We start from the raw sequence: 23,978 nt of genomic DNA, 5'->3' as shown, positions 1-23,978 counted from the left end.
TGATTGATAAAGCGAATAAATGCAGGCTTTTTTCGCCGATTGTTTAGGTTGGTGGGTTGGTACACTCTTCGCTTTATTGCGGCCCTAAAATAAAGTAATTACCAAAATTGCCGTTGGGTTGCCGCATTGAGGCGCTCGCCACCAACCAGGAAAATACCATGGTGATGGAGAATATTAGTCCCAGACTACCTTCTTCGACTGACATCAATCCCCCGCAGGAAACGCGCCTTTTCTGGCAGCAATGCCAACGGTTTTATACTTTTCAGCCGATCTATCAGACAACGGGTCGGCTGTTAGCGATTGAATTGTTGACCGCCATCACCCATCCGTCTACGCCGGAGGAAAAGTTATCGTCTGAAGCCTATTTCGCGGCGCTCGATATTCCTCAACGCCTGTATGTTGTGCATGAACAGCTGGAACTCTTAACGCAGTGGGCCACTTTTTTCGAACGCACCGGCATTGTCGCATCCGTGAATATTGACGGCCCTTCGCTGCTGTCGATTCAAAATCATCCCGCTATTCGCAGTTTAATCGCGCGCTTGCCTTGGGTGCGATTCGAACTGACCGAACACCATGTTTTGCCGCAGGAAGAGATGGTGGCGCAGATGCCGGAACTTGGCCCGCTTTGGCTGGATGATTTCGGTTCCGGCATGGCAAATTTCTCTGCTCTGACTGAACTCAAGTACGACTACATCAAGCTTTCGCGTGAACTGTTCATCCTGCTGCGCGCCAGCGAAGAGGGATGTAGCTTGTTTTCTATGTTGTTGGCTTTGATTAACCGTTACTGCAATGGCGTGATTGTTGAAGGTGTAGAAACAGAAGAGGAGTGGCAACAAGTGCAATCTTCTCCTGCTATGGCGGCGCAAGGCTATTTTTTTTCGCGCCCAGTGCCCTTTTCTGAATTGAATCATCTTCCTATCCAGCTTCCCTGATGCCGTTCCCCACGCTCTCGACTATCTTTAACGGAGACCGGGGAAGGGCAAGGAGAATGCAAAATGTCACGTACGGGAAAAATAGTAAGCTGGATTATTGGGATTTTTTTATTGTTGGTTGTGGTGATCATCGTGGTGATTGCCACGTTTGACTGGAATCGCCTGAAACCAACCATCAACCAGAAAGTCTCCACGGAACTGAACCGTCCTTTCGCCATTCGCGGCGATTTAGGCGTGGCCTGGGAGCGCAATCGCGACGAACCGGGCTGGCGCAGCTGGGTACCGTGGCCGCATCTGCATGCGCAGGACATCATGCTGGGCAATCCGCCCGAAATTCCAGAAGTGACGATGGTACATTTACAACGCGTGGACGCCACGCTGGCACCATTGGCTCTGCTGCATAAAGAAGTTTTTGTTCCGTGGATCAAACTGGAAGCGCCCGATGCACGCCTGATCCAAACAGCGGATAAGAAAAATAACTGGACCTTCAATCTTGCCAACAGTGACAGCAAAGATGAAAACGCGCCGCCGTCAGCCTGGTCATTCCGTCTCGACAATATCCTGTTTGATCAAGGTCAGATTCGTTATCGCGACGCCGTCAATAAAGCCGATGTCACGGTAAAAGTGAATCCGCTGGGTAAACCGTTACCTTATGCACAAATTGCTGGCGGCGATGACAAGCAAAAAGGCGCGGGTGATTTTATCTTTGGCTGGCAGGCGAACGGCACCTATAACAATGAGCGGCTGGTTGGCGAAGGCAAAATTGGTGGCATGTTATCGCTGCGCAGCCAGACAACGCCATTCCCTCTCCAGGCAGATATTCGCAACGGCAGTACACGCGTGCAGGTCACGGGCGGGTTGCAAGATCCGATGAATCTTGGTGGACTGGATGTGCGTCTGCGCTTCTCGGGTGACACCTTAGCCAACTTGTATGGTTTAACCGGCGTGTTGCTGCCTGATACCCCGCCGTACGAAACCGATGGTCATCTGATCGCCAAGTTTGCGGGTGAGAAGGGGCCGGTTTTCCACTATGAGAATTTTAATGGTCATATTGGCGACAGCGATATTCACGGATCGCTGACTTATACCCAAGGCAAACCGCGGCCTAAACTGGCTGGCGAACTGACATCTCGTCAGCTGCGCATGGCTGATTTGGGGCCGCTGATTGGGGTAGATTCCGGTAAAGGCAGTGAAAAAACCGTGCAGGCTAAAGCGCAGCGCGGTGAAAAATCGACGCAGCCTGCCGATCGTGTCTTGCCGCATGACACGTTTGATACCAAAAGCTGGGATGTCATGGACGCTGATGTGAAGTTCAGCGGAAAGCGCATCGAACACAGTAATTCGCTGCCGTTAAGCGATCTTTATACCCATTTACAGCTTAAAAACGGTGATTTGCTGTTAGATCCGCTGCGCTTTGGTATGGCGGGCGGCAGTCTGAACAGCACCATACATCTGGAAGGCGATCGAACCCCGATGCGGGGACGCGCGGATATACATGCACGTAAATTGCATCTGCGTCAGTTGTTCCCGGATGTGACTGCCATGCAAAACAGCATGGGTCAGCTAAACGGTGATGCCAGCTTTACCGGCAACGGCAACTCAGTGGCGGATTTGCTGGCGACCAGTAATGGTCAACTCAAGTTGCTGATGAACGATGGTTTGATTAGCCGCAGCCTGATGGAAATAGCCGGGCTGAATGTCGGTAATTACGTGGTGGGTAAACTCTTCGGTGATGATGAAGTGCGTATCAACTGCGCTGCGACCGATATCAAACTGCAAAACGGCTTAGCAACGCCGAACCTCTTTGTGTTCGATACCGAGAATGCGGTGATTAATATTACCGGCAACGCCAACTTTGCCAACGAACGCATGGATCTCACCGTTAATCCTGAGAGCAAAGGTGTGCGCATTATCACGCTGCGATCGCCGCTTTACGTGCGCGGCACGTTTAAAAGCCCGGATGCGGGGGTGAAAGCGGGGCCGTTAATTGCACGTGGCGCGGCAGCGGTAGCATTGGGCGCGGTGGTTGCGCCTGCCGCCGCATTGCTGGCACTGATTTCTCCAAGTGATAATGAAGACAATCAGTGCAGCACTATTTTGCAGCAGATGAAGAGCAAGAAGTAATCAGTTACGGTAGATCACTTTGATGATGTGATAACCAAAAGCGGTTTTCACCGGTCCGTAAGGTTTCAGTAGCGGGCAGGTGAAGACCGCTTTATCAAAGGCCGGCACCATTTGCCCCTGACGAAACTCCCCTAAATCACCGCCGTTACGCCCTGATGGGCAGGTTGAATGTTTCTTCGCCAACTGCTGGAAATTTTCGCCTTTTTCCAGTTTTGCCAGTAACTCTTTAGCCAGCGCTTCCTCTTTCACGAGGATGTGTAAAGCCGCCGCGGTTTTCGCCATGATAGTGTCTCGTTGTGTATAATCGTCGCCCATTATAACCCTATCTTTCGAACTGTAGGTGCGTTGCTCACCGCTGTGGTTCTGGTTCGAGATCGGGTGTCTGCCTCCTTTTTCATTTTCTACTGAGTGATATTCCGTTATGCGTTTAAACCCCGGTCAACAACGTGCTGTCGAATTTGTCACCGGACCTTGCCTGGTGCTGGCGGGTGCGGGATCGGGAAAAACCCGTGTTATTACCAATAAGATTGCGCATCTGATTCGTGAGTGCGGCTACCAGGCACGCCACATTGCGGCGGTAACATTTACCAATAAAGCGTCTCGCGAGATGAAAGAGCGAGTGGCGCAGACATTGGGCCGCAAAGAAGCTCGTGGGCTGATGATCTCAACGTTCCATACCTTGGGGCTTGAGATCATTAAGCGCGAATACGTCGCGTTGGGCATGAAATCAAACTTCTCGCTGTTTGACGACCAAGACCAGCTCGCCTTGCTGAAGGAGCTGACCAAACAGTGGCTGGAAGAAGATAAAGCACTGGTACAGCAGCTTATTTCAACGATCTCAAACTGGAAAAACGATCTTGTCGATCCGCCTCGGGCCGCCGCTCTGGCGCGTTCCGAGCGAGATACTATTTTTGCGCACTGTTATAGCTTGTACGACCAGCACCTTAAAGCCTGCAACGTGTTGGACTTTGATGATTTGATTCTGCTGCCTACGCTCTTGTTGCAGCGCAACCAGGAAGTGCGTGAACGCTGGCAGCAGCGCATTCGTTATCTGCTGGTCGATGAGTATCAGGACACCAACACCAGCCAATACGAATTGGTGAAATTGCTGGTAGGGGCGCGGGCGCGTTTTACCGTGGTTGGCGATGACGACCAATCGATCTATTCGTGGCGTGGCGCACGTCCACAAAATCTGGTTCTGCTGAAAGAAGATTTTCCCGCGTTGGAGGTCGTCAAGCTGGAGCAAAATTACCGCTCCTCGCAGCGCATTCTGAAAGCGGCGAATATCTTGATTGCCAACAATCCGCATGTGTTTGAAAAACGTCTTTTTTCCGAGCTGGGCATCGGCAATGAATTAAAAGTGCTGAGTGCGAATAATGAAGATCATGAAGCAGAGCGCGTAGCGGGTGAAATGATTGCGCATCACTTCATTAATAAAACGGCCTACAAAGATTACGCCATTCTTTACCGTGGCAATCATCAGTCGCGCGTGTTTGAAAAGCAGCTGATGCAAAACCGTATTCCTTATCGTATTTCAGGTGGCACTTCGTTCTTCTCGCGCCCGGAAATCAAAGATTTATTAGCCTATTTGCGCGTGTTAACCAATCCCGATGACGACAGCGCTTTTCTGCGAATCGTCAATACGCCACGCCGTGAAATTGGGCCGGCCACGCTGCAAAAGCTGGGTGAATGGGCCAATCTGCGCAATAAAAGTTTATTTAACGCCAGCTTTGATGTGGGGCTGGGACAAACGCTGACGGGGCGCGGACTGGAGCATTTGCAGCGTTTTACCCAATGGTTGAATACGCTGATCCAACTGACCGAACGTGAACCGGTGAATGCCGTGCGCGACTTGATCCGCGGTATCGATTACGAAAGTTGGCTGTTTGAAACGTCAGGCAGCCCTAAAGCCGCTGAAATGCGCATGAAAAACGTCAATACGCTGTTTCAGTGGATGACTGAGATGCTTGAAGGCAGCGATCTGGATGAGCCAATGACGCTGGCGCAGGTTGTTACGCGCTTTACCTTGCGTGACATGATGGAGCGCGGTGAAAGCGATGAAGAGCTGGATCAGGTGCAACTGATGACGCTGCATGCTTCGAAAGGGCTGGAGTTCCCGTACGTTTATCTGGTCGGCATGGAAGAGGGTTTGCTGCCACATCAGAGCAGCATCGATGAAAATAATATCGAGGAAGAACGCCGCCTTGCTTACGTGGGCATCACCCGTGCGCAAAAGGAGCTGACGTTCACTTTATGCCGCGAACGTCGCCAATATGGCGAGTTAATGCGCCCAGAACCTAGCCGCTTCTTACTTGAGCTGCCGCAAGATGATGTGGTGTGGGAAACCGAACGTAAAGTGGTAAGTGCGGAAGAACGCATGAAAACCGGCCAGAGTCGCGTGGCAGGATTAAGAGCGATGCTGGAAAAGGCGAAGAAAGCGTAGTTGAAACCGAGTGATCAAGAGGCCAAATCTGGCCTCTGATCGCTAAATCACATTGAATGCAGGCTTAAGGTTGCTTTGACAAGTTCAGCGGCTGCGATCAGGAAATCGTTAACAGCCAGTGGACGTAAGATTGATAATGGCTTTCCTGCTCGAGCAACTCAGCGCGTAGCGGATGCATATCAAGCCAGCCCGCTGGCAACGTAAGGTGCAGGGCATCATCATCGGCCCGTAATCGCACCGCTGGCAATGTGTCGTCGCGTCGGCGGCTCGAAAAAATAATCGCTAAACGCAGTAAGCGACACATGCGCTCCGCCAGGCGCGGCGGTACGGCATTTTGCTGCGTGAGCAGCGCTAAATCGATGCTGCCACTTTGGTTTTGCAACAGGCAAGCCAGCAATTTTTTCTGAGCAGGCGTAAAACCGGGAAGGTCGAGATGGCGAATCAGATAAGCAGCGTGTTGCGGAGCATGGCGGAAATCAACGCTCAGGCCTATTTCGTGAATGGCGCAGGCGCTAAGCAGTAAATCGCGACAGCGCTGATCGAGCTTCCACAGCGCACTGACCTGACGGAAAAACGTTTCCCCCAGCTGACGTACGCGGCTTGCCTGTTCGACGTCAATGTTGAAGCGGCGCTGAACATTTTGCAGTGTGCGGGTACGAATATCGCGATCGATGGGCAGATGCAGCATGCCGTAAACCAACCCTTCGCGCAGTGCGCCGCCCGCCAGCGTCATGCTTTCGATATGCAGCTCCTGAAAAATGGCGATTAAAATCGACAGGCCGCTGGGGAAAACCAGCGCACGCTCCAACGTCAATCCTTCAATCTCCAACTCTTCCAGCTTGCCGCATTGAATTGCACGCTGTTTTAGTTGCTGCAATTTGCTTAAGGTGATGCGCTCGTCCATACCTTGCGCCACCATAATCTCTTGCAGCGCCTGAACGGTGCCTGATGCGCCAACACAAGCTTGCCAGCCTTGTTCGCGCAGCCGAGACGCCACAGGGTGAATCATTTCACGCGCCGCTTGTTCAGCCTGATCAAAATTTTCTTTTGCCAGATGGCGATCGCTGAAAAAACGCTCCAGCCAGGTGACGCAACCCATTGATAAGCTAAATAACACCGTAGCGTGAGACCCGTCGCCGGTTGCCAGTTCTGTGCTGCCGCCACCGATATCGACCACCAATCGTTGATCGGAACCACCTGTGGTGTGAGCCACACCTTGATAAATCAGGCGGGCTTCTTCTTCTCCGCTGATCACGTTGATGTCACAGCCGAGAATTTTTTGAGCGGTTTCAAGGAATTGTTGCGCATTGGACGCAAGACGCAGCGTGGCAGTTGCCACGACGCGAATTTGATCAAGAGGAATATCTTGTAGCTGTTCCGAAAACAGTTTGAGGCATTGCCAGCCGCGCGTCATCGCTTCAGCTGACAACTGGTTGCTCTTATCCAGACCTGCAGCAAGGCGTACCTTGCGCTTAATTTTCGCAACGGTCTGAATACTGCCAGACACTTCGCGCACCACCAACATATGAAAGCTGTTAGATCCTAAATCAATCGCAGCATAAAGTGACGATGCGCTTAGCATGGTGAGCTTAACTCGAACGTTTACGGTTATTGTTGCGTGGTGCACCGCGACGGTTGGCGTTGTTACCGCCACGACGTGGACCGTTGCCCGTGCGGCTACGCGCCAGACGTTTTGGTGGCGGCAGATCGCTCATCAACGCGTCACTGTTGTATTTACTGACCGGAATGCTGTGACCAATGTACTCTTCAATGCCAGGCAAATTCAGTGCGTATTCTTCGCACGCCAGGCTGATTGAATGGCCGCTGGCACCTGCGCGTCCGGTACGACCAATGCGGTGAACGTAATCTTCACGATCGTCCGGCAGGTCATAGTTAAAGACGTGAGTTACCGCAGGAATGTGCAGGCCACGTGCGGCAACATCGGTAGCGACAAGAATGTCAACATCACCTTTGGTAAAGTCATCCAGAATGCGCAGACGCTTCTTCTGTGCCACATCACCCGTCAACAAACCAACGCGATGACCATCGGCAGCCAAATGGCCCCAGATATCTTCACAACGATGCTTGGTGTTGGCGAAAATGATCGCGCGGTCTGGCCACTCTTCTTCCAGCAAAGTCTGCAGCAGGCGCATTTTCTCTTCGTTAGACGGATAGAAAAGTTCTTCCTGAATGCGGTGACCGGTTTTTTGCTCGGGTTCTACTTCAACATATTCGGCGCTGTTCATGTGTTCGAACGCCAGTTCACGCACTCGGTAGGAGAGCGTGGCGGAGAACAACATACTCAGACGTTGGGACGCAGCCGGCATGCGGCGGAATAACCAGCGAATATCTTTAATAAAGCCGAGATCAAACATGCGATCGGCTTCGTCCAGCACCATGACCTGAATAGCACCGAGGTTAACGTGATTTTGCTTTGCGTAATCGATTAAACGACCGGTAGTGGCGATAAGAATATCAACGCCGTTTTCCAGCACTTTAAGCTGTTTATCATAGCCGTCGCCGCCATATGCCAGGCCAAGTTTCAACCCGGTTGTGGCTGCCAGCGGTTCTGCGTCGGCATGAATTTGCACCGCAAGTTCACGCGTTGGGGCCAGAATTAATGCGCGTGGCTGATTGACCTGACGGCCTTCCGCCGCAGGATTTGAGAGAAGATGATGAAACGTTGACGTTAAAAACGCCATCGTTTTGCCGGTACCGGTTTGCGCCTGACCTGCGACATCACGCCCTGAAAGCGTAAAAGGCAGTGCTAACGCCTGAATCGGCGTGCAATGCTGAAAGCCTTTAATATCAAGGGCTTCCACCACCGTAGGGTGCAGGGCGAAGTCGGAAAACTTCTGTTCGGTTAAGTGTGTTTTGCTCATAGTGTGGTAGAATATCAGCTTACTATCGCTTTACGAAAGCGTATCCGATGAAATAAAGTCAACCTACATTGGTATATTTTACGCCAATTCGCCAGGCATAATCTTGTGGAGTAAAACATGAGCAGCGATAAAATCGTTCATCTGACCGATGACAGTTTCGACACCGACGTGCTAAAAGCCGACGGCGTTACACTGGTAGATTTCTGGGCTGAATGGTGTGGTCCTTGTAAAATGATCGCCCCTATCCTTGATGAAGTCGCAGAAGAGTACGATGGCAAATTGACCATCGCTAAGCTGAACATCGACGACAATCCGGGCACTGCACCGAAATACGGTATTCGTGGTATTCCGACGCTGCTACTGTTTAAAAACGGTGAAGTCGCCGCGACCAAAGTGGGCGCCTTGTCCAAAGGTCAATTGAAAGAGTTCCTGAACGCCAATCTGGCTTAATCAGGACTGAACGTTCAGCATTGGTGAATTTTTTGCCTGCTGCTGGACGTTCTCTTTCAAGCATGCTAAGTTACCAAGACTGCATTACGCACTTACCTTGTAGTTAGCATCTAAAAGTTTTCCCTTGTTAAACCCTGTCGCACTGTACCTATAACAGCGGTTTTGCAATCTGACGGTTAGCTCCAACTTTGGCATAGCAATCGAACCCTCTCCACGCTTCCAGTCGCCATCCCTGACGATGATCGTCGAGAAGAGTCGAAAAAAGCCATTAACAGGCATGGATTAATTGCCATACCACTCACGACAAACATTCCGAGTATTACCCCGAGTTTAAGAACCCATCACTATGAATCTTACCGAATTAAAGAACACGCCGGTTTCTGAGCTGATTACCCTCGGCGAAAATATGGGGCTGGAAAACCAGGCTCGCATGCGCAAGCAGGACATTATTTTCTCAATCCTGAAGCAGCACGCGAAAAGCGGCGAAGACATCTTTGGTGATGGCGTGCTGGAGATATTGCAGGATGGATTTGGTTTCCTCCGCTCTGGAGACAGCTCCTACCTCGCCGGTCCCGATGATATCTACGTTTCCCCTAGCCAAATCCGCCGCTTTAACCTTCGCACTGGTGACACCATTTCTGGCAAAATTCGCCCACCTAAAGAAGGTGAGCGCTACTTTGCCCTGCTGAAAGTTAACGAAGTCAACTATGACAAGCCGGAGAACGCGCGGAACAAGATTCTGTTCGAAAACCTCACGCCGCTGCACGCTAACAGCCGTATGCGTATGGAGCGGGGTAATGGCTCAACTGAAGATTTGACAGCTCGCGTACTGGATCTGGCTTCGCCAATTGGTCGCGGTCAACGTGGTCTGATCGTCGCACCGCCGAAAGCCGGTAAAACCATGCTGCTGCAGAACATTGCACAGAGCCTGGCGTATAACCATCCCGATTGCGTGCTGATGGTGTTGCTGATTGACGAACGTCCAGAAGAAGTGACTGAGATGCAGCGTCTGGTTAAAGGTGAAGTTATCGCTTCGACCTTTGATGAGCCAGCCTCTCGCCACGTTCAGGTTGCTGAAATGGTGATCGAAAAGGCCAAGCGCCTGGTCGAACACAAGAAAGACGTGATCATTCTGCTCGACTCCATTACGCGTCTGGCGCGTGCCTACAACACCGTGGTACCCGCTTCTGGTAAAGTATTGACCGGTGGTGTGGACGCTAACGCCCTGCATCGTCCGAAGCGTTTCTTCGGTGCAGCACGTAACGTAGAAGAGGGCGGCAGCCTGACCATCATCGCGACCGCTCTGGTTGATACGGGCTCGAAGATGGACGAAGTGATTTACGAAGAGTTTAAAGGCACCGGTAACATGGAATTGCACCTCTCACGTAAAATCGCTGAAAAACGTGTCTTCCCAGCGATTGATTACAATCGTTCAGGTACGCGTAAAGAAGAGCTGCTTACCACTCAGGAAGAGCTGCAGAAAATGTGGATCCTGCGCAAGATTATTCACCCAATGGGCGAAATCGATGCCATGGAATTCCTCATTAACAAGTTGGCGATGACCAAAACCAACGACGAATTCTTCGATATGATGAAGCGTTCCTGATTTTATAAAAAATAAGCCGAACGCGAGTTTCGGCTTTTTTAGTAAAATGAGCAGGAAATCGTAACAACGCCACGTCTTAACGTGGCGTTTTTCATTTCTGGGCTATAGGATTGAACTCTGACAGGAGCATTTATAATGACTGTGGTAGCGGTGGTGAATTATTAAGCATTCACGCACCTCTTCATGCAGAATTCGGATTCTGGAGCAGCAGTAAAAGTGGATTTTCGCGTATTGTTGCCCAAGATGTTAGCTGAGAGCGTTTAACGTGAATTTACTCACTATGAGTACTGAGCTTGGTTTAATTTTTCTCTTTTCTTTAGTCTTCCTCTTTTTTGCTCGTAAAGCAGCTAAAAAAATTGGTTTGGTTGATACGCCGAATTCGCGTAAACGTCATCATGGGGCGATTCCGCTGGTTGGCGGCATATCCGTATATGCAGGGATCTGTTTTACCTTCGCGATTACAAATTATTATTTGCCGCACGCGCTGCTGTTTTTAGCCTGCGCGGGTGTTCTGGTATTGGTAGGCGCGCTAGACGATCGCTTTGATATCAGCGTGAAAATTCGCGCCGTGGTACAAGCCATTGTTGCTGTTGTGATGATGGTGGGTGCCAAACTCTACTTACTCAGCCTTGGGTTTATCATCGGTCCGGTTGAGTTGATTGTTGGGCCGTTTGGCTATGTGCTAACGCTGTTTGCCGTATGGGCGGCCATTAACGCCTTTAATATGGTGGATGGCATTGACGGCCTGCTGGGTGGCCTTGCGTCTGTTACTTTTGCGGCGATGGGCATCATCCTCTATTTCGATGGTCAGTTCAGCCTCGCCATGTGGTGCTTTGCGATGATCGCCGCCACGCTGCCTTATATCCTGCTTAATCTCGGTTTTCTGGGGCGCCGCTATAAAGTCTTTATGGGCGATGCCGGCAGTACGATGATTGGCTTCACCATCATCTGGATTTTGCTGGAAACGACGCAAGGATTAAGTCATCCCATCACCCCTGTTACCGCGCTGTGGTTAATCGCCATTCCTCTGATGGACATGGTTGCGATCATGTATCGTCGCCTGCGCAAAGGTATGAGTCCGTTTTCTGCCGACCGCCAGCACATTCATCACCTGATCATGCGGGCCGGTTTTAGCTCGCGTCAGGCCTTTATGTTGATCACCGTTGCTGCCGCGATTCTCGCGGGTATTGGTGTGTTAGGCGAATATCTCGCCTTTATCCCCGAATGGGTGATGCTGGTGCTGTTCCTGTTTGCCTTTATGGTTTACGGCTATTGCCTGAAGCATGCCTGGCGTGTAGCGCGACGTATTCGACGCATCAAGCGCCGTATTAATAGCGCCCGAGACGCGAAGAAAAAATGACTCTGATAAGACCTTACAAAGGATAACCCTGTTATGCCCTCTGACGTTGTGGAGAACGAACTGGATATTCGCGGCCTGTGCTGCTGCTTATGGCGTGGAAAGCGCTGGATTATTGGTCTTGCGTTGCTGTTTACCGTGATCGCCTGGCTAGCCACGCTGTTGATGAAACAGGTATGGAGCACCACGGCGATGACTGAACGCCCAACGGTGAATATGCTGGGTTCTTACTACGCTCAGCAGCAGTTTCTCAGTAACCTGGACGTGCATAACAATGCGCTGACGCTGAGTGCACCGTCGCCTACGATCATGGATGAGGTTTACCAGGAATTTGTCATGCAGCTCTCATCCTGGGATACGCGCCGGGAGTTCTGGCAGCAAACGGACTATTTCAAAAGCCGTAAAACGGGGAATGCGCATAATGATGCGGCGCTGCTGGACGATTTAATCGGTAATGTCCAGTTTACACCCGCTGACACCGCGCACAGTACCTTCGATAACGTCAAATTAAAGGCGGAAACGGCCAGCGATGCTAACAATCTGCTGCGGCAATATATCGCCTACGCCAGCGAACGTGCTGCACGTCATCTCAACACTGAACTTACCGGCGCATGGCAAGTGCGCAGTGCACAGCTGCAAGCCCAGGTTAAACGTCAGGAAGATGTGGCAAAAGCGGTGTTTCAGCGTCAGGAGCATCGCCTGCAACAGGCGTTAAAAATTGCAGACCAGCAAGGTATTCGTGAAAAGCAGCCGCGTGATATTGGAGAAAACCTGGCGGACAGCGATCTGTTTTTGTTAGGTCAACCGATGCTGCAAGGTCAGCTAGAGACTTTGCAGGCAACGGGCCCGACCTACGATATAAGCTATGATCAAAACAGAGCAATGCTTACCACGTTGCAGGCAGGTCCGGCGCTGAACAGCAAATTTCAAACCTACCGCTATTTACGCACACCGGAAGAGCCGGTCTCGCGTGACAGCCCGCGTCGTCTGTTTATGATGATCATGTGGGGCGCCATTGGCGCGTTGGTGGGTGCAGGTGTGGCGCTGATGCGTCGGCCGCGTCCGATGTTAGAACCGCGTCATTGAGAGAAACAGAGTGAAAGTTCTGACAGTATTTGGTACTCGCCCCGAAGCCATCAAGATGGCGCCGCTCGTGAAAGCATTGGCGCAGGATCCCGCCTTTGAATCACGTCTGTGCGTGACTGCGCAGCATCGTGAAATGCTTGATCAGGTGCTGCGTTTATTTCAACTGCAACCCGATTACGATCTCAACATCATGCGCCCTGAACAGGGGTTGACTGAAATCACCTGCCGCATTTTGCAGGGCATGAAAACCGTATTGCTCGATTTCAAACCTGATGTCGTGCTGGTACATGGTGATACCACCACCACGCTGGCGGCAAGCCTGGCCGCATTTTATCAACAGATTCCCGTCGCGCATGTTGAGGCGGGACTGCGTACCGGCGATTTATCATCGCCGTGGCCGGAAGAGGCTAACCGCAAGTTGACGGGGCACCTCGCCAGTCTGCATTTCACGCCAACGTTACGTTCACGGCAGAATCTGCTGCAGGAGAACCTGCCGGATGCGCGCATCTTTGTTACCGGCAATACGGTTATAGATGCGCTGCTGTGGGTGCGCGATCGGGTGTTAGATGACAGCGATCTCAATGCGCAATTAACCGCACGTTACCCTTTCCTTGATGAAAGTAAAAAGCTGATTCTGGTTACAGGCCATCGTCGTGAAAGCTTCGGTGAGGGTTTTGAACGCATCTGTAGCGCGCTGGCACAAATCGCTCGTCAGCATCCTGATGCGCAAATTGTTTATCCGGTTCACCTTAATCCCAACGTCAGCGAACCGGTAAACCGCATTCTCAGCGGCATTGAAAACATCATTCTTATTGAACCGCAAGAGTACTTGCCTTTTGTCTGGCTGATGAATCGTGCCTGGCTGATTCTTACCGATTCGGGCGGTGTTCAGGAAGAAGCGCCCTCGCTGGGTAAACCGGTGCTGGTAATGCGTGATACCACTGAACGACCTGAAGCGGTGGAAGCGGGAACCGTGAGATTGGTTGGCACCGATATTGAAAAAATCGTTAATGAAGTGAGCCAGTTGCTGACGGATGAAGCCGCCTGGCAGGCAATGAGCCGCGCCCATAATCCCTATGGTGATGGCGCCGCCTGCGGACGCATTTTGCAAGCCTTAAAAGATAACAGAGTCGACTTATGAGTTTTGAAACCATTTCCATCATTGGACTGGGTTACATTGGGCTGCCAACCGCAGCCGTTTTTGCCTCTAAAGGGAAAAAGGTGGTAGGCGTAGATATCAATGCGCGTGCTGTTGAAACCATCAATCGTGGTGAGATTCATATTATTGAGCCCGATTTAGATCGCGTAGTGCATGACGCTGTGGCGCGCGGTGATCTACGGGCAACCACAAAACCCGAAGCCGCAGAGGCTTTTCTGATTGCCGTACCCACACCGTTTAGGGATGAGCACCAACCCGATTTACGCTTCGTCAAAGCGGCCGCAGAATCCATCGCACCGGTGCTTAAAAAGGGCGATTTAGTGATTCTCGAATCGACTTCGCCCGTCGGCAGCACCGAACAAATGGCGGAATGGTTAGCCGCAGCGCGTCCTGATTTGCGCTTTCCGCAGCAGAGTGAAGCTCCTGATATTTTTATTGCCTATTGCCCGGAACGCGTCTTGCCTGGGCAGGTCATGGTTGAGCTTATCAATAACGATCGCGTCATTGGTGGCATGTCAGCCGCCTGTTCTGCGCGCGCCAGCGAGTTGTATCGCATTTTCCTTAAAGGTGAATGTGTTGAAACCAACGCCCGCACCGCTGAAATGTGCAAGCTAACGGAGAACAGTTTCCGTGACGTCAATATCGCCTTCGCCAACGAGCTATCGCTGATTTGTGCCGATCAAGAGATTAACGTGTGGGAACTGATCGCATTGGCAAATCGCCACCCGCGCGTCAATATTCTTCAGCCCGGGCCCGGCGTAGGCGGTCACTGTATCGCTGTCGATCCTTGGTTTATCGTGGCACAAAATCCTGAACTGGCGCGGCTGATTCGCACTGCGCGCGAAGTCAATGATGCCAAACCGCAGTGGGTATTAGATCAGGTGAAAAAAGCCTTAGCCGATTGCCTGGTGCAAACCGGTAAACGTGCCAGTGAGCTCACCATCGCCTGTTTTGGTCTGGCGTTTAAACCGAATATCGATGATTTACGCGAAAGCCCGGCGATGGGCGTAGCACAGCTGATTGCCGAATGGCACAGCGGCGCTACATGGGTTGTTGAGCCCAATATTACCCAGATTCCGTCTGCGCTGGCTGAACATGCCACGTTAGTTGCCTGCGAAGAGGCGCTTAACCAAGCTGATTTGCTGGTGATGCTGGTTGATCACCGTGCTTTCCGTGCCATTGATGCTGCGCAAGTTACGCAATCCTGGATTGTAGATACCAAAGGCGTGTGGCGATGAAGCAGTTTCTGGTGACGGGCGGCGCTGGTTTTATTGGCTCAGCGCTGGTGAGATATTTGATCAACGAAACTGATCATCAAGTCTTGGTGGTGGATAAACTGAGCTACGCTGGCAACCTTACGTCCTTGGCCAGCGTTATTCACCATCCGCGTTTCAAGTTTGAACAGGTAGATATCTGCGACCGGTCCGAATTAGACCGCGTGATGAAACAGTATCAACCCGATTGCATCATGCATCTGGCTGCGGAAAGCCATGTTGATCGTTCAATTGATGGGCCGATCGCTTTTATTGAAACCAATATTATCGGCACTTATCAGCTGCTTGAAGCTGCGCGCTTTTACTGGAATTCGATGGAAGATGAGCGCAAAAAGGCTTTTATCTTCCATCATATTTCAACGGATGAAGTATTTGGCGATCTTCATGACCAGAGTGCATTTTTCACTGAAACGACGCCGTATGCACCGAGCAGCCCTTATTCTGCAACCAAAGCCAGCAGCGACCATTTGGTTCGCGCCTGGCTACGCACTTACGGCTTGCCGATTATCGTCACGAACTGCTCAAACAATTACGGCCCTTACCATTTTCCCGAAAAGCTGATTCCGCTCACCATCATCAATGCACTGGCAGGCAAAGCCTTACCGATTTATGGCAATGGGCAGCAAGTACGCGATTGGTTATTTGTGGACGATCATGCGCGCGCGCTTTATCGCGTGGTGAGCAGAGGTAAAGTGGGTGAAACTTACAATATTGGTGGTCACAACGAACGCAAAAATATTGAGGTAGTGGAAACAATTTGCTCGCTGTTGGAAGAGCTGGCTGCAGATCGCAAACCAACAAATACCGCACATTTCCGTGACCTTATTACCTACGTGACTGACCGTCCTGGCCACGATCAGCGTTATGCCATCGACGCCAGCAAGATCGCACGTGAACTTGGCTGGACGCCACAGGAAACCTTTGAAAGCGGCATGCGTAAAACCGTGGCATGGTATCTCGATAATCCCGCTTGGTGGCAGGCTATTCTTGATGGCCGTTATCGTGGTGAACGCCTCGGCTTAACGCAATAACAGGCGCAAGGAGCAGAGATGAAAGGCATTATTTTGGCTGGAGGTTCGGGCACGCGGCTACATCCCATCACCCGCGCCGTTTCGAAGCAGTTGCTGCCCGTATACGATAAGCCGATGATTTACTATCCATTATCGGTATTAATGCTGGCGGGAATTCGCGATATTTTGCTCATTACGACGCCAGAAGATCGTGACCAGTTTCAACGATTATTAGGTGATGGCAGCGAATTTGGCCTTCAGATTACCTATGCAGTGCAACCCAGCCCGGATGGATTAGCGCAAGCCTTTATCATTGGCGAAACCTTCATCGGCAACGACAGTTGCTGTTTGGTGCTGGGCGATAATCTCTATTTCGGCCAGGGTTTCAGCCCTAAGCTCAAGAAAGTTGTCGAGCAGAATCAGGGTGCCACGGTATTTGGTTATCAGGTCATGGATCCAGAACGGTTTGGTGTGGTGGAATTTGACGATAACTTTCATGCGTTATCGATCGAAGAGAAGCCAAAGCAACCCAAATCGCGCTGGGCTGTCACCGGACTCTATTTTTACGATAATCAAGTAGTTGAATTCGCTAAACAGGTTCAGCCCTCCGAGCGTGGCGAGTTGGAAATTACCGCCATCAATCAAATGTATCTTGAGCGTGGTGCCCTCTCGGTTGAGCTACTTGGCCGTGGATTCGCCTGGCTTGATACGGGCACCCACGACAGCCTGATTGAAGCCAGTATGTTTGTGCAAACGGTTGAAAAGCGACAGGGATTTAAAATTGCCTGTCTGGAAGAGATTGCCTGGCGCAACGGTTGGTTGAGTGACGATCAGTTGCGTGCTGCCGGTGAAGCCTTAACTAAGACTGGCTACGGCCAGTATTTGCTGGATTTATTGCATGCCCGTCCTCGTCAATATTAATCCCCTTGCGTGGGAGAGCCAGTTCTTCGGCCTTGATACGGTACGGCTGGAGCTTGATGGTGAAACGCCGTTGGCTACTGCCGTGCAACATCCCTGCGCGCTGCTACACATTAAAGTGCCTGCAGAACAAGCGGAAGTGATTGATGCGCTCGGCCAACACGGTTTTCAACTGGTGGAAGGCGAGGCAGATTTAGCGCTCACCCTTAAACACACTGAACGCCAAACCGGCATTCGCATTGCCCGGGAATCTCAGATCCCTGCGCTACGCGACGCAGCGATGCAGGTTTTTAATCAAAGCCGCTTTCGTGCGCCTTGGTATGCCGCAGATGACAGTGGCCGCTTCTATGCTCAGTGGATTGAAAATGCCGTACGCGGCACGTTCGATAATCAATGCCTGGTTGCCAGCGATGAAGCCGGTGCTTTGCAGGGATTTGTCTCGATGCGTGAAGTTGACGGGGATGCGCGTATCGGTTTGCTGGCGGTGCTGCCGGAAGCGCAAGGCAACGGCGTTGGCCTGCGTTTGATGCTCGCTGCCGCCGATTGGGCGCGGGTTCGGCAATTAAAGCAATTACGTGTTGCCACCCAACTTAGCAATCTCACGGCGATGCGCCTTTATTTACGCAGCGGTGCGCGGCTGGAAAGCACGGCGTACTGGTTCTACAGGAAAGGTCATGATTCCATTTAATGCGCCCCCGATTGTGGGCACTGAAATCGACTATATGCAGTCGGCGATGAGCAGCGGCAAACTCTGCGGTGATGGCGGTTTTACGCGTCGTTGCCAACAGTGGATGGAACAACGCTTCAGCAGTAAAAAAGTCCTGCTAACGCCGTCCTGCACCGCATCACTGGAAATGGCCGCGCTGCTGATTGATATTCAGCCCGGCGATGAAGTGATCATGCCGAGCTATACCTTTGTTTCAACGGCCAATGCGTTCGTACTGCGTGGCGCAAAAATCGTCTTTGTCGATGTCCGGCCTGATACGCTGAATATTGATGAAAACCTGATTGAAGCGGCAATCACAGATAAGACCCGGGCTATTGTGCCGGTGCATTACGCGGGTGTGGCTTGCGAAATGGACACCATTATGGCGCTGGCGACTCAACACCGATTATTCGTGATTGAAGATGCAGCGCAGGGCGTGATGTCGAGTTACAAAGGTCGGGCGCTCGGCAGTATTGGTCATATTGGCTGCTTTAGTTTTCACGAAACCAAAAATTACACGGCGGGCGGTGAAGGCGGTGCCACGCTAATCAATGATGCGAGTCTGGTTGAGCGCGCTGAAATCATTCGTGAAAAAGGCACCAACCGCAGCCAGTTCTTTCGTGGTCAGGTAGACAAATATACCTGGCGCGATAGGGGGTCCAGCTATTTGATGTCTGACCTGCAAGCAGCCTATCTCTGGGCGCAACTGGAAGCCGCGGAACACATTAACCAGCAGCGTTTGCGTCTGTGGCAGCGTTATCATGATGCCTTGCAACCGTTAGCCGCTAAAGGCCGTATCACGCTCCCTACTATCCCAGCGGACTGTAAACATAACGCGCACATGTTTTATCTGAAAATGCACGATCAAGACGATCGCCAGGCGTTGATTAACTGGATGAAAGAAGCGGAAATTCTTACTGTTTTTCATTACATCCCACTGCATAGCTCGCCTGCTGGAGAACGTTTTTCACGCTTTTTTGGCAACGATCGCTTTACGACCAAAGAAAGTGAACGCCTGTTACGTCTGCCGTTGTTCTACAACCTGTCGGACAATAACCAAAACACAGTGATCAGCTCTCTGCTGAGCTTCTTTTCCTGATGTCATTAGCTAAAGCCTCAGTGTGGACGGCATCGTCTACGCTGGTAAAAATTGCTGCGGGCTTGTTGGTGGTAAAACTGCTGGCGGTGAGTTTCGGGCCAGAAGGCGTAGGGCAGGCCGGGAATTTCCGTCAGTTGATCACCGTCCTGGGCGTCTTAGCGGGAGCGGGAATTTTCAATGGCGTGACGACTTACGTTGCGCAATCACAGCAGGAAACAGAACGGCTACGCGCGGTGGTGGGCACGGCGTCGGCGATGGTGTTGGGTTTTTCAACCCTGGTGGCGCTGATATTTTTACTGGCCGCTACGCCGATCAGTGAAGCGCTGTTTGGTCACGATCGCTTTCAAAACGTGATTCGCGTTGTGGCATTTTTGCAGCTTGGTATTGCCTGGGCCAATTTGACGCTGGCGTTAATCAAAGGGTATCGCGACGCGCGTGGTAATGCGCTGGCGTTGATACTTGGCAGCTTAATCGGCTTGGCGGGTTACGTGTTGTGCTGGTGGCTTGGCGGCTATCAGGGCGCGCTTATCGGCCTGGCGCTGGTGCCTGCATTACTGGTTTTACCGGCAATGATTATCCTAAAGCGGCGCGTACCGCTGCCGCTGAGTTGGCTGCGGCCACAATGGCAACCCGATATTGCCCGCAGGCTGGCGAAATACACTGTCATGGCGCTGATCACCGCTGTCACATTACCGGTTGCCTGGGTGATGATGCGTAATTTACTCGCCGATCAGCAAGGCTGGGCTCAGGTTGGGCTGTGGCAAGGCGTCACCAGCATCTCAGATGCCTACCTGCAATTTATCACCGCGACATTTAGCGTCTGGCTTTTACCCACGCTGGCACGTCTGGAGCACAAGCGGGACATCGCCCGCGAAATAGGTCGTGCGATACGTTTTGTTTTACCTGCAGTAGCCGCTGCCAGTTTCTGCGTTTGGCTGCTGCGCGATATGGCGATCAGTTTACTGTTCTCTGATGCCTTTCGTGGTATGCGCGACCTGTTTGTCTGGCAACTTTGCGGTGACGTATTTAAAGTCGGCGCTTACGTTTTCGGATATCTGGTGATCGCCAAAGCTTCGCTGCGCTTCTATATTTTGACCGAAATCAGCCAGTTCACATTACTGACACTTTTTTCGCGTTGGCTCATACCGCTTCACGGTGCCACCGGCGCTGCGCAAGCCTATATGTTCACTTATGTGGCCTATTTCGCCCTTTGCTGTGGCGCTTTCATTGTTTATTGTCGGAAAAAATGATTTTGATTCACGTTTTGGGATCCGATATTCCCCATCACAATCTGACGGTGCTGCGCTTTTTTAACGATGTTATGCACGTTGAACAGCCAACCGCATCGCCACGCCATTTTATGGTGGTCACGCAGCAGCCTGAACACTTTCAGTCCCTGAACGCGCTGCAGATAGAAACATTCAGCAGCAAGAAAGCGCTGGCGCAAAAACTGATTGAGCGGGCGAAACATCGTCAGCAGCGCTTCTTTTGTCATGGGCAGTTTAATCCCTGGATCTGGCTGGCGCTGCTAAGCGGCAAAGTGCGCCGTTCGCAGTTGTTTTGGCATGTGTGGGGTGCTGACTTATATGAAGACTCGCGCAGCCTGAAATTCCGCCTGTTTTATCTGTTGCGGCGTATCGCGCAGGGTAGGGTGGCGCGCGTGTTTGCCACGCGTGGTGATTTGCATCACTACCAACAACAGCATCCCAACGTTGCGACATCGTTGCTCTATTTCCCGACCAAAATGCCTGATGCGGCGGTAACAGCTGAACCGGGAGAAACGTTCACTCTCCTGCTCGGTAACTCCGGCGACGTCAGTAACCGTCATATTGCGGGTTTAAACGCCATTCGTGAGCAGTTTGGCGAACAGGTAAAAGTAATGGTGCCGCTCGGCTATCCGCCCAATAACGATCTTTATATTGAGCAAGTACAGGCCACAGCGGACAGGTTGTTCCCGGCTGGGCAAGTACGCTTGCTACGCGATAACCTGGCCTTTGATGCCTATTTAAATCTGCTCTCACGCTGCCATTTAGGTTATTTTATGTTCGAGCGTCAGCAGGGCATTGGCACGCTATCTTTACTGATACAGGCCAATGTGCCCTTTGTGTTGAGTCGAAAAAATCCTTTTTGGCGCGATGTCAGCGAGCAGCAACTGCCGGTGTTGTTTAGTGAAGATGCCCTCAATCCAGCCGTTGTGGCGGAAGCGCGACGTCAATTGATGGGATGTGATAAACAGGCAATCGCCTTCTTTGCTCCCGGTTATCTGACGGGCTGGCGTGAAGCGTTATATTTTTGCGAAGAGGAATCTTCATGAGCCTGATGCAGTTTAGCGGTCTGCTGGTGGTTTATCTGCTCTCACTCGGTTTTATTCTTACCCTGACCTGGCGGGAATTTAAGCGTGTGCGTTTCAATTTCCATCTGTTTTTTACCTTGCTGTTTTTACTGACTTTTTATTTTGGTTTTCCATTAAGCTGCGTGCTGGTGTTTCGTTTTGATACGTCGGTGGTGCCCCCTCAGTTTCTGTTGCAGGCGCTGCTGTCGGCGAGCGCCTTTTACGCAATCTATTACGTCAGTTATAAAGTGCGGCTCAAACCGATTAATGCGCCGCCAGCGAAACCCTGGCTGCAGATGAATCGAGTAGAAACACATTTAACCTGTGTGATCCTGGCGCTGGTGGCGTTGGGCACTGTGACAGTTTTTTTCCTGCACAATGGTTTTCTTCTGTTCCGTCTGACCGCTTACAACCAGATTTTCTCCAGCGAAGTCTCTGGCGTTGCGCTTAAGCGTTTCTTCTATTTCTTTATACCCGCAATGCTGATCCCCTATTTCTTGCGCCCAACCCAGCGCAACTGGATGCTGTTTCTGATTATCACCGCAGCCTTCGGTTTGCTCACCTATGCGCTGGTCGGCGGCACGCGAGCCAATATCATCATTGCCTTTGCACTGTTTCTTTTTATAGGCATTACGCGTGGCTGGATTACGTTATGGATGTTGGCGGCGGCAGGTGTAATGGCCATTTGCGGCATGTTTTGGCTGGCGTTGCGGCGTTACAACCTGGACGTGATGGGTGCAGAAGCGTTTTACACTTTTCTTTACCTGACGCGCGATACGTTCTCGCCGTGGGAAAATCTGGCCTTGTTGCTGGAGAATTACCACAAGATTGAGTTTCAGGGCCTCGCGCCACTGTGGCGTGACTTTTATGTGTTTATCCCAAGCTGGTTGTGGCCAGGTCGCCCGGTTATGGTGCTGAACAGTGCCAATTACTTTACCTGGGAAGTGCTGAATAACCATTCCGGGCTGGCAATTTCGCCAACGTTGATTGGCTCGCTGCTGGTGATGGGGGGTGTTTGGGCTATTCCTGTAGGTGCGGTCGCGGTTGGCATGATCATCAAAGGTTTTGATGGGCTGTATGAACGCGGGCGCACTGAAACGAATCGCTATAGTGGCGCTATTTTGCAGAGCTTCTGCTTTGGTGCGGTGTTTAACATGATTGTGCTGGCGCGCGAAGGCCTGGATGCTTTTGGTTCGCGCGTGGTGTTTTTCTGCCTCATTTTTGCTGCCTGTTTAGGCATTGCGAAATTAATTTTTAGGTTACTGGATCACGCCGGACTGATTCGCAGTCGCGGCGTACGGGCATTACACAGCCCATCCTGATCAGCCTTTGGGATTCACAGGAAGATATAGAATAACTATGACTATGTTACCTGACACGCCGCAGTATCAGATTCGCGGCGTGGCGCTGTATGGCTTTAACAGCATGGCGTCTTTTGTTGATTTTCTTATGCCGGAAAAGGGCATACGGACGGGCACGTTGGTCGCGATCAATGCGGAAAAGATATTAACCGCTGAGCAGGATGAAGGGCTTAATACCTTACTGCAACATGCTGAGTTCAAATATCCTGATGGCATTAGCATTGTGCGTTCCATTCGCAAAAAATACCCAGGTGCGCCGGTAAACCGAATTGCGGGTGCAGATTTATGGGAAGCGCTAATGGAACGCGCTGGCCGTGAAGGGACGCCGGTTTTTCTGATTGGTGGCCGCCAGGCGGTGCTGGATGAAACGTGTGACAAGCTGCGTCGCCAATGGAATGTGAATATTGTTGGTGCTCAGGATGGGTACTTTACCCCGGCTGAGCGTGATGCGCTGTTTATGCGTGTGGCTGCCAGCGGCGCAAAGCTGGTGACGGTGGCGTTGGGATCACCGCGTCAGGAACAGTTAATGCTGGCGTGCCGCGAACATTGGACCCATGCGCTCTACATGGGTGTAGGCGGCACCTATGACGTTTTTACGGGGCATGTGAAGCGTGCGCCGAAAATGTGGCAAAATATGGGGCTAGAGTGGCTTTATCGGCTGATCAAACAACCCAGCCGCTGGCGCAGGCAGTTAAAGTTGCTGAAATACCTGCGCTATCATTGGCGCGGCGATCTCTGATATTGCTGATAAATGCAGCGTTTTCATGCGTGCGAGCAAGATAAATGGTCTATTTGTCGACGAAATGCACAAAGCGTAATCAAACGCGTTTTTTTATTTAAAAAGCACTAGACACGATGGGCGCTTATCTCTAGTATGCACATCCGCAACGGCGCTACGCGCCCGTAGCTCAGCTGGATAGAGCGCTGCCCTCCGGAGGCAGAGGTCTCAGGTTCGAATCCTGTCGGGCGCGCCATTAACTTTGTGCGCAAGAGCTGCGGTGGTTTGATTACCGAGTTAGTAGTAAAGATTTATATGATGTAGGTTTTTGGCTTGCAACATTAAGTATTGTGGTGGCTATAGCTCAGTTGGTAGAGCCCTGGATTGTGATTCCAGTTGTCGTGGGTTCGAGTCCCATTAGCCACCCCAGATTTTGCTGGGATACGCGAAGGTGGCGGAATTGGTAGACGCGCTAGCTTCAGGTGTTAGTGTCTTAACGGACGTGAGGGTTCAAGTCCCTC

Annotated in this window: 19 protein-coding genes, 2 tRNA genes and 1 pseudogene; 19 read left to right on the top strand and 3 right to left on the bottom strand. The window is 51.5% G+C overall.

What is annotated here, in order from left to right; genetic code table 11:
• Window positions 1-158 precede the first annotated feature (158 nt).
• Entirely contained in the window at window positions 159-932 is a 774-nt protein-coding gene (gene pdeH, locus SC127_RS00835) for a cyclic-guanylate-specific phosphodiesterase (protein WP_332624886.1), read from the top strand.
• 63 nt (window positions 933-995) lie between these two features.
• On the top strand, window positions 996-3,056 hold the full coding sequence (locus SC127_RS00830; protein ID WP_332624885.1) for an AsmA family protein: 2,061 nt from the start codon (window positions 996-998) through the stop codon (window positions 3,054-3,056).
• On the opposite strand, the gene ppiC is transcribed toward SC127_RS00830, so the two are convergent.
• Window positions 3,057-3,338, bottom strand: coding sequence for a peptidylprolyl isomerase PpiC (gene ppiC, locus SC127_RS00825; protein ID WP_243079729.1), 282 nt, complete (start codon window positions 3,336-3,338; stop codon window positions 3,057-3,059). It abuts the gene before it with no gap.
• 139 nt (window positions 3,339-3,477) lie between these two features.
• Here ppiC and rep point away from each other — a divergent pair, with 139 nt between their 5' ends.
• Window positions 3,478-5,499, top strand: a complete 2,022-nt coding sequence (rep, locus tag SC127_RS00820; RefSeq protein ID WP_332624884.1) for a DNA helicase Rep — start codon at window positions 3,478-3,480, stop codon at window positions 5,497-5,499.
• A 97-nt stretch (window positions 5,500-5,596) separates the two neighbouring features.
• On the opposite strand, the gene gppA is transcribed toward rep, so the two are convergent.
• Together gppA and rhlB are read right to left on the bottom strand one after the other, a co-directional pair.
• Window positions 5,597-7,081 (bottom strand): guanosine-5'-triphosphate,3'-diphosphate diphosphatase, encoded by a 1,485-nt coding sequence (gene gppA, locus SC127_RS00815; RefSeq protein ID WP_243079824.1) that lies wholly within the window; start codon window positions 7,079-7,081, stop codon window positions 5,597-5,599.
• 7 nt (window positions 7,082-7,088) lie between these two features.
• Window positions 7,089-8,381 carry an ATP-dependent RNA helicase RhlB gene (gene rhlB / locus SC127_RS00810; protein WP_215847997.1) on the bottom strand — a complete coding sequence of 431 codons (1,293 nt, stop codon included), beginning with the start codon at window positions 8,379-8,381 and terminating at the stop codon, window positions 7,089-7,091.
• A 117-nt stretch (window positions 8,382-8,498) separates the two neighbouring features.
• Here rhlB and trxA point away from each other — a divergent pair, with 117 nt between their 5' ends.
• From trxA to SC127_RS00730, 16 genes and pseudogenes are all read left to right on the top strand, one after another.
• Window positions 8,499-8,831: a thioredoxin TrxA gene (trxA, locus tag SC127_RS00805; protein ID WP_003851963.1), complete on the top strand. Its 333-nt coding sequence runs from the start codon at window positions 8,499-8,501 to the stop codon at window positions 8,829-8,831.
• 346 nt (window positions 8,832-9,177) lie between these two features.
• A complete protein-coding gene (rho, locus tag SC127_RS00800) occupies window positions 9,178-10,437 on the top strand; it encodes a transcription termination factor Rho (protein WP_215847996.1) in 1,260 nt (419 codons plus the stop codon).
• A gap of 280 nt (window positions 10,438-10,717) precedes the next feature.
• The gene (wecA, locus tag SC127_RS00795) at window positions 10,718-11,797 is read left to right on the top strand and encodes a UDP-N-acetylglucosamine--undecaprenyl-phosphate N-acetylglucosaminephosphotransferase (RefSeq protein ID WP_215847995.1); all 1,080 of its coding nucleotides are present in this window, start codon (window positions 10,718-10,720) and stop codon (window positions 11,795-11,797) included.
• 30 nt (window positions 11,798-11,827) lie between these two features.
• Window positions 11,828-12,880, top strand: a pseudogene (gene wzzE, locus SC127_RS00790) (ECA polysaccharide chain length modulation protein); the annotation flags it as partial.
• A gap of 10 nt (window positions 12,881-12,890) precedes the next feature.
• The gene (wecB, locus tag SC127_RS00785) at window positions 12,891-14,021 is read left to right on the top strand and encodes a non-hydrolyzing UDP-N-acetylglucosamine 2-epimerase (RefSeq protein WP_215847993.1); all 1,131 of its coding nucleotides are present in this window, start codon (window positions 12,891-12,893) and stop codon (window positions 14,019-14,021) included.
• Window positions 14,018-15,277 carry a UDP-N-acetyl-D-mannosamine dehydrogenase gene (gene wecC / locus SC127_RS00780; RefSeq protein WP_332624883.1) on the top strand — a complete coding sequence of 420 codons (1,260 nt, stop codon included), beginning with the start codon at window positions 14,018-14,020 and terminating at the stop codon, window positions 15,275-15,277. Before wecB ends, wecC begins: the two co-directional genes overlap by 4 nt.
• A complete protein-coding gene (gene rfbB, locus SC127_RS00775; protein ID WP_332624882.1) occupies window positions 15,274-16,344 on the top strand; it encodes a dTDP-glucose 4,6-dehydratase in 1,071 nt (356 codons plus the stop codon). Before wecC ends, rfbB begins: the two co-directional genes overlap by 4 nt.
• Window positions 16,345-16,362: 18 nt before the next feature.
• Window positions 16,363-17,244 (top strand): glucose-1-phosphate thymidylyltransferase RfbA, encoded by an 882-nt coding sequence (rfbA, locus tag SC127_RS00770; protein WP_243079724.1) that lies wholly within the window; start codon window positions 16,363-16,365, stop codon window positions 17,242-17,244.
• Window positions 17,222-17,929, top strand: coding sequence for a dTDP-4-amino-4,6-dideoxy-D-galactose acyltransferase (gene rffC / locus SC127_RS00765; RefSeq protein WP_332624881.1), 708 nt, complete (start codon window positions 17,222-17,224; stop codon window positions 17,927-17,929). The genes rfbA and rffC overlap by 23 nt, the downstream gene beginning before the upstream one ends.
• Complete coding sequence (gene rffA / locus SC127_RS00760; RefSeq protein ID WP_332624880.1) at window positions 17,916-19,046, top strand: dTDP-4-amino-4,6-dideoxygalactose transaminase; 1,131 nt, start codon at window positions 17,916-17,918, stop codon at window positions 19,044-19,046. The genes rffC and rffA overlap by 14 nt, the downstream gene beginning before the upstream one ends.
• Window positions 19,046-20,296 carry a lipid III flippase WzxE gene (gene wzxE / locus SC127_RS00755; RefSeq protein ID WP_215847990.1) on the top strand — a complete coding sequence of 417 codons (1,251 nt, stop codon included), beginning with the start codon at window positions 19,046-19,048 and terminating at the stop codon, window positions 20,294-20,296. Before rffA ends, wzxE begins: the two co-directional genes overlap by 1 nt.
• A complete protein-coding gene (locus tag SC127_RS00750) occupies window positions 20,293-21,360 on the top strand; it encodes a TDP-N-acetylfucosamine:lipid II N-acetylfucosaminyltransferase (protein WP_332624879.1) in 1,068 nt (355 codons plus the stop codon). Before wzxE ends, SC127_RS00750 begins: the two co-directional genes overlap by 4 nt.
• Window positions 21,357-22,700, top strand: coding sequence for an ECA oligosaccharide polymerase (wzyE, locus tag SC127_RS00745; RefSeq protein WP_243079720.1), 1,344 nt, complete (start codon window positions 21,357-21,359; stop codon window positions 22,698-22,700). The genes SC127_RS00750 and wzyE overlap by 4 nt, the downstream gene beginning before the upstream one ends.
• A 37-nt stretch (window positions 22,701-22,737) precedes the next feature.
• Window positions 22,738-23,478, top strand: a complete 741-nt coding sequence (gene wecG / locus SC127_RS00740) for a lipopolysaccharide N-acetylmannosaminouronosyltransferase (protein WP_215847988.1) — start codon at window positions 22,738-22,740, stop codon at window positions 23,476-23,478.
• 158 nt (window positions 23,479-23,636) lie between these two features.
• Window positions 23,637-23,713, top strand: a tRNA-Arg gene (locus tag SC127_RS00735).
• A 97-nt stretch (window positions 23,714-23,810) separates the two neighbouring features.
• Window positions 23,811-23,886 (top strand) — tRNA-His (locus tag SC127_RS00730).
• Window positions 23,887-23,978 lie beyond the last annotated feature (92 nt).

Source organism: Pantoea sp. T14 (assembly GCF_036663535.1).
GTDB lineage: Bacteria > Pseudomonadota > Gammaproteobacteria > Enterobacterales > Enterobacteriaceae > Pantoea > Pantoea phytostimulans.
Note: the sequence above shows the minus strand (reverse complement) of the source record. Positions and strands in the feature narration are given on the sequence as shown.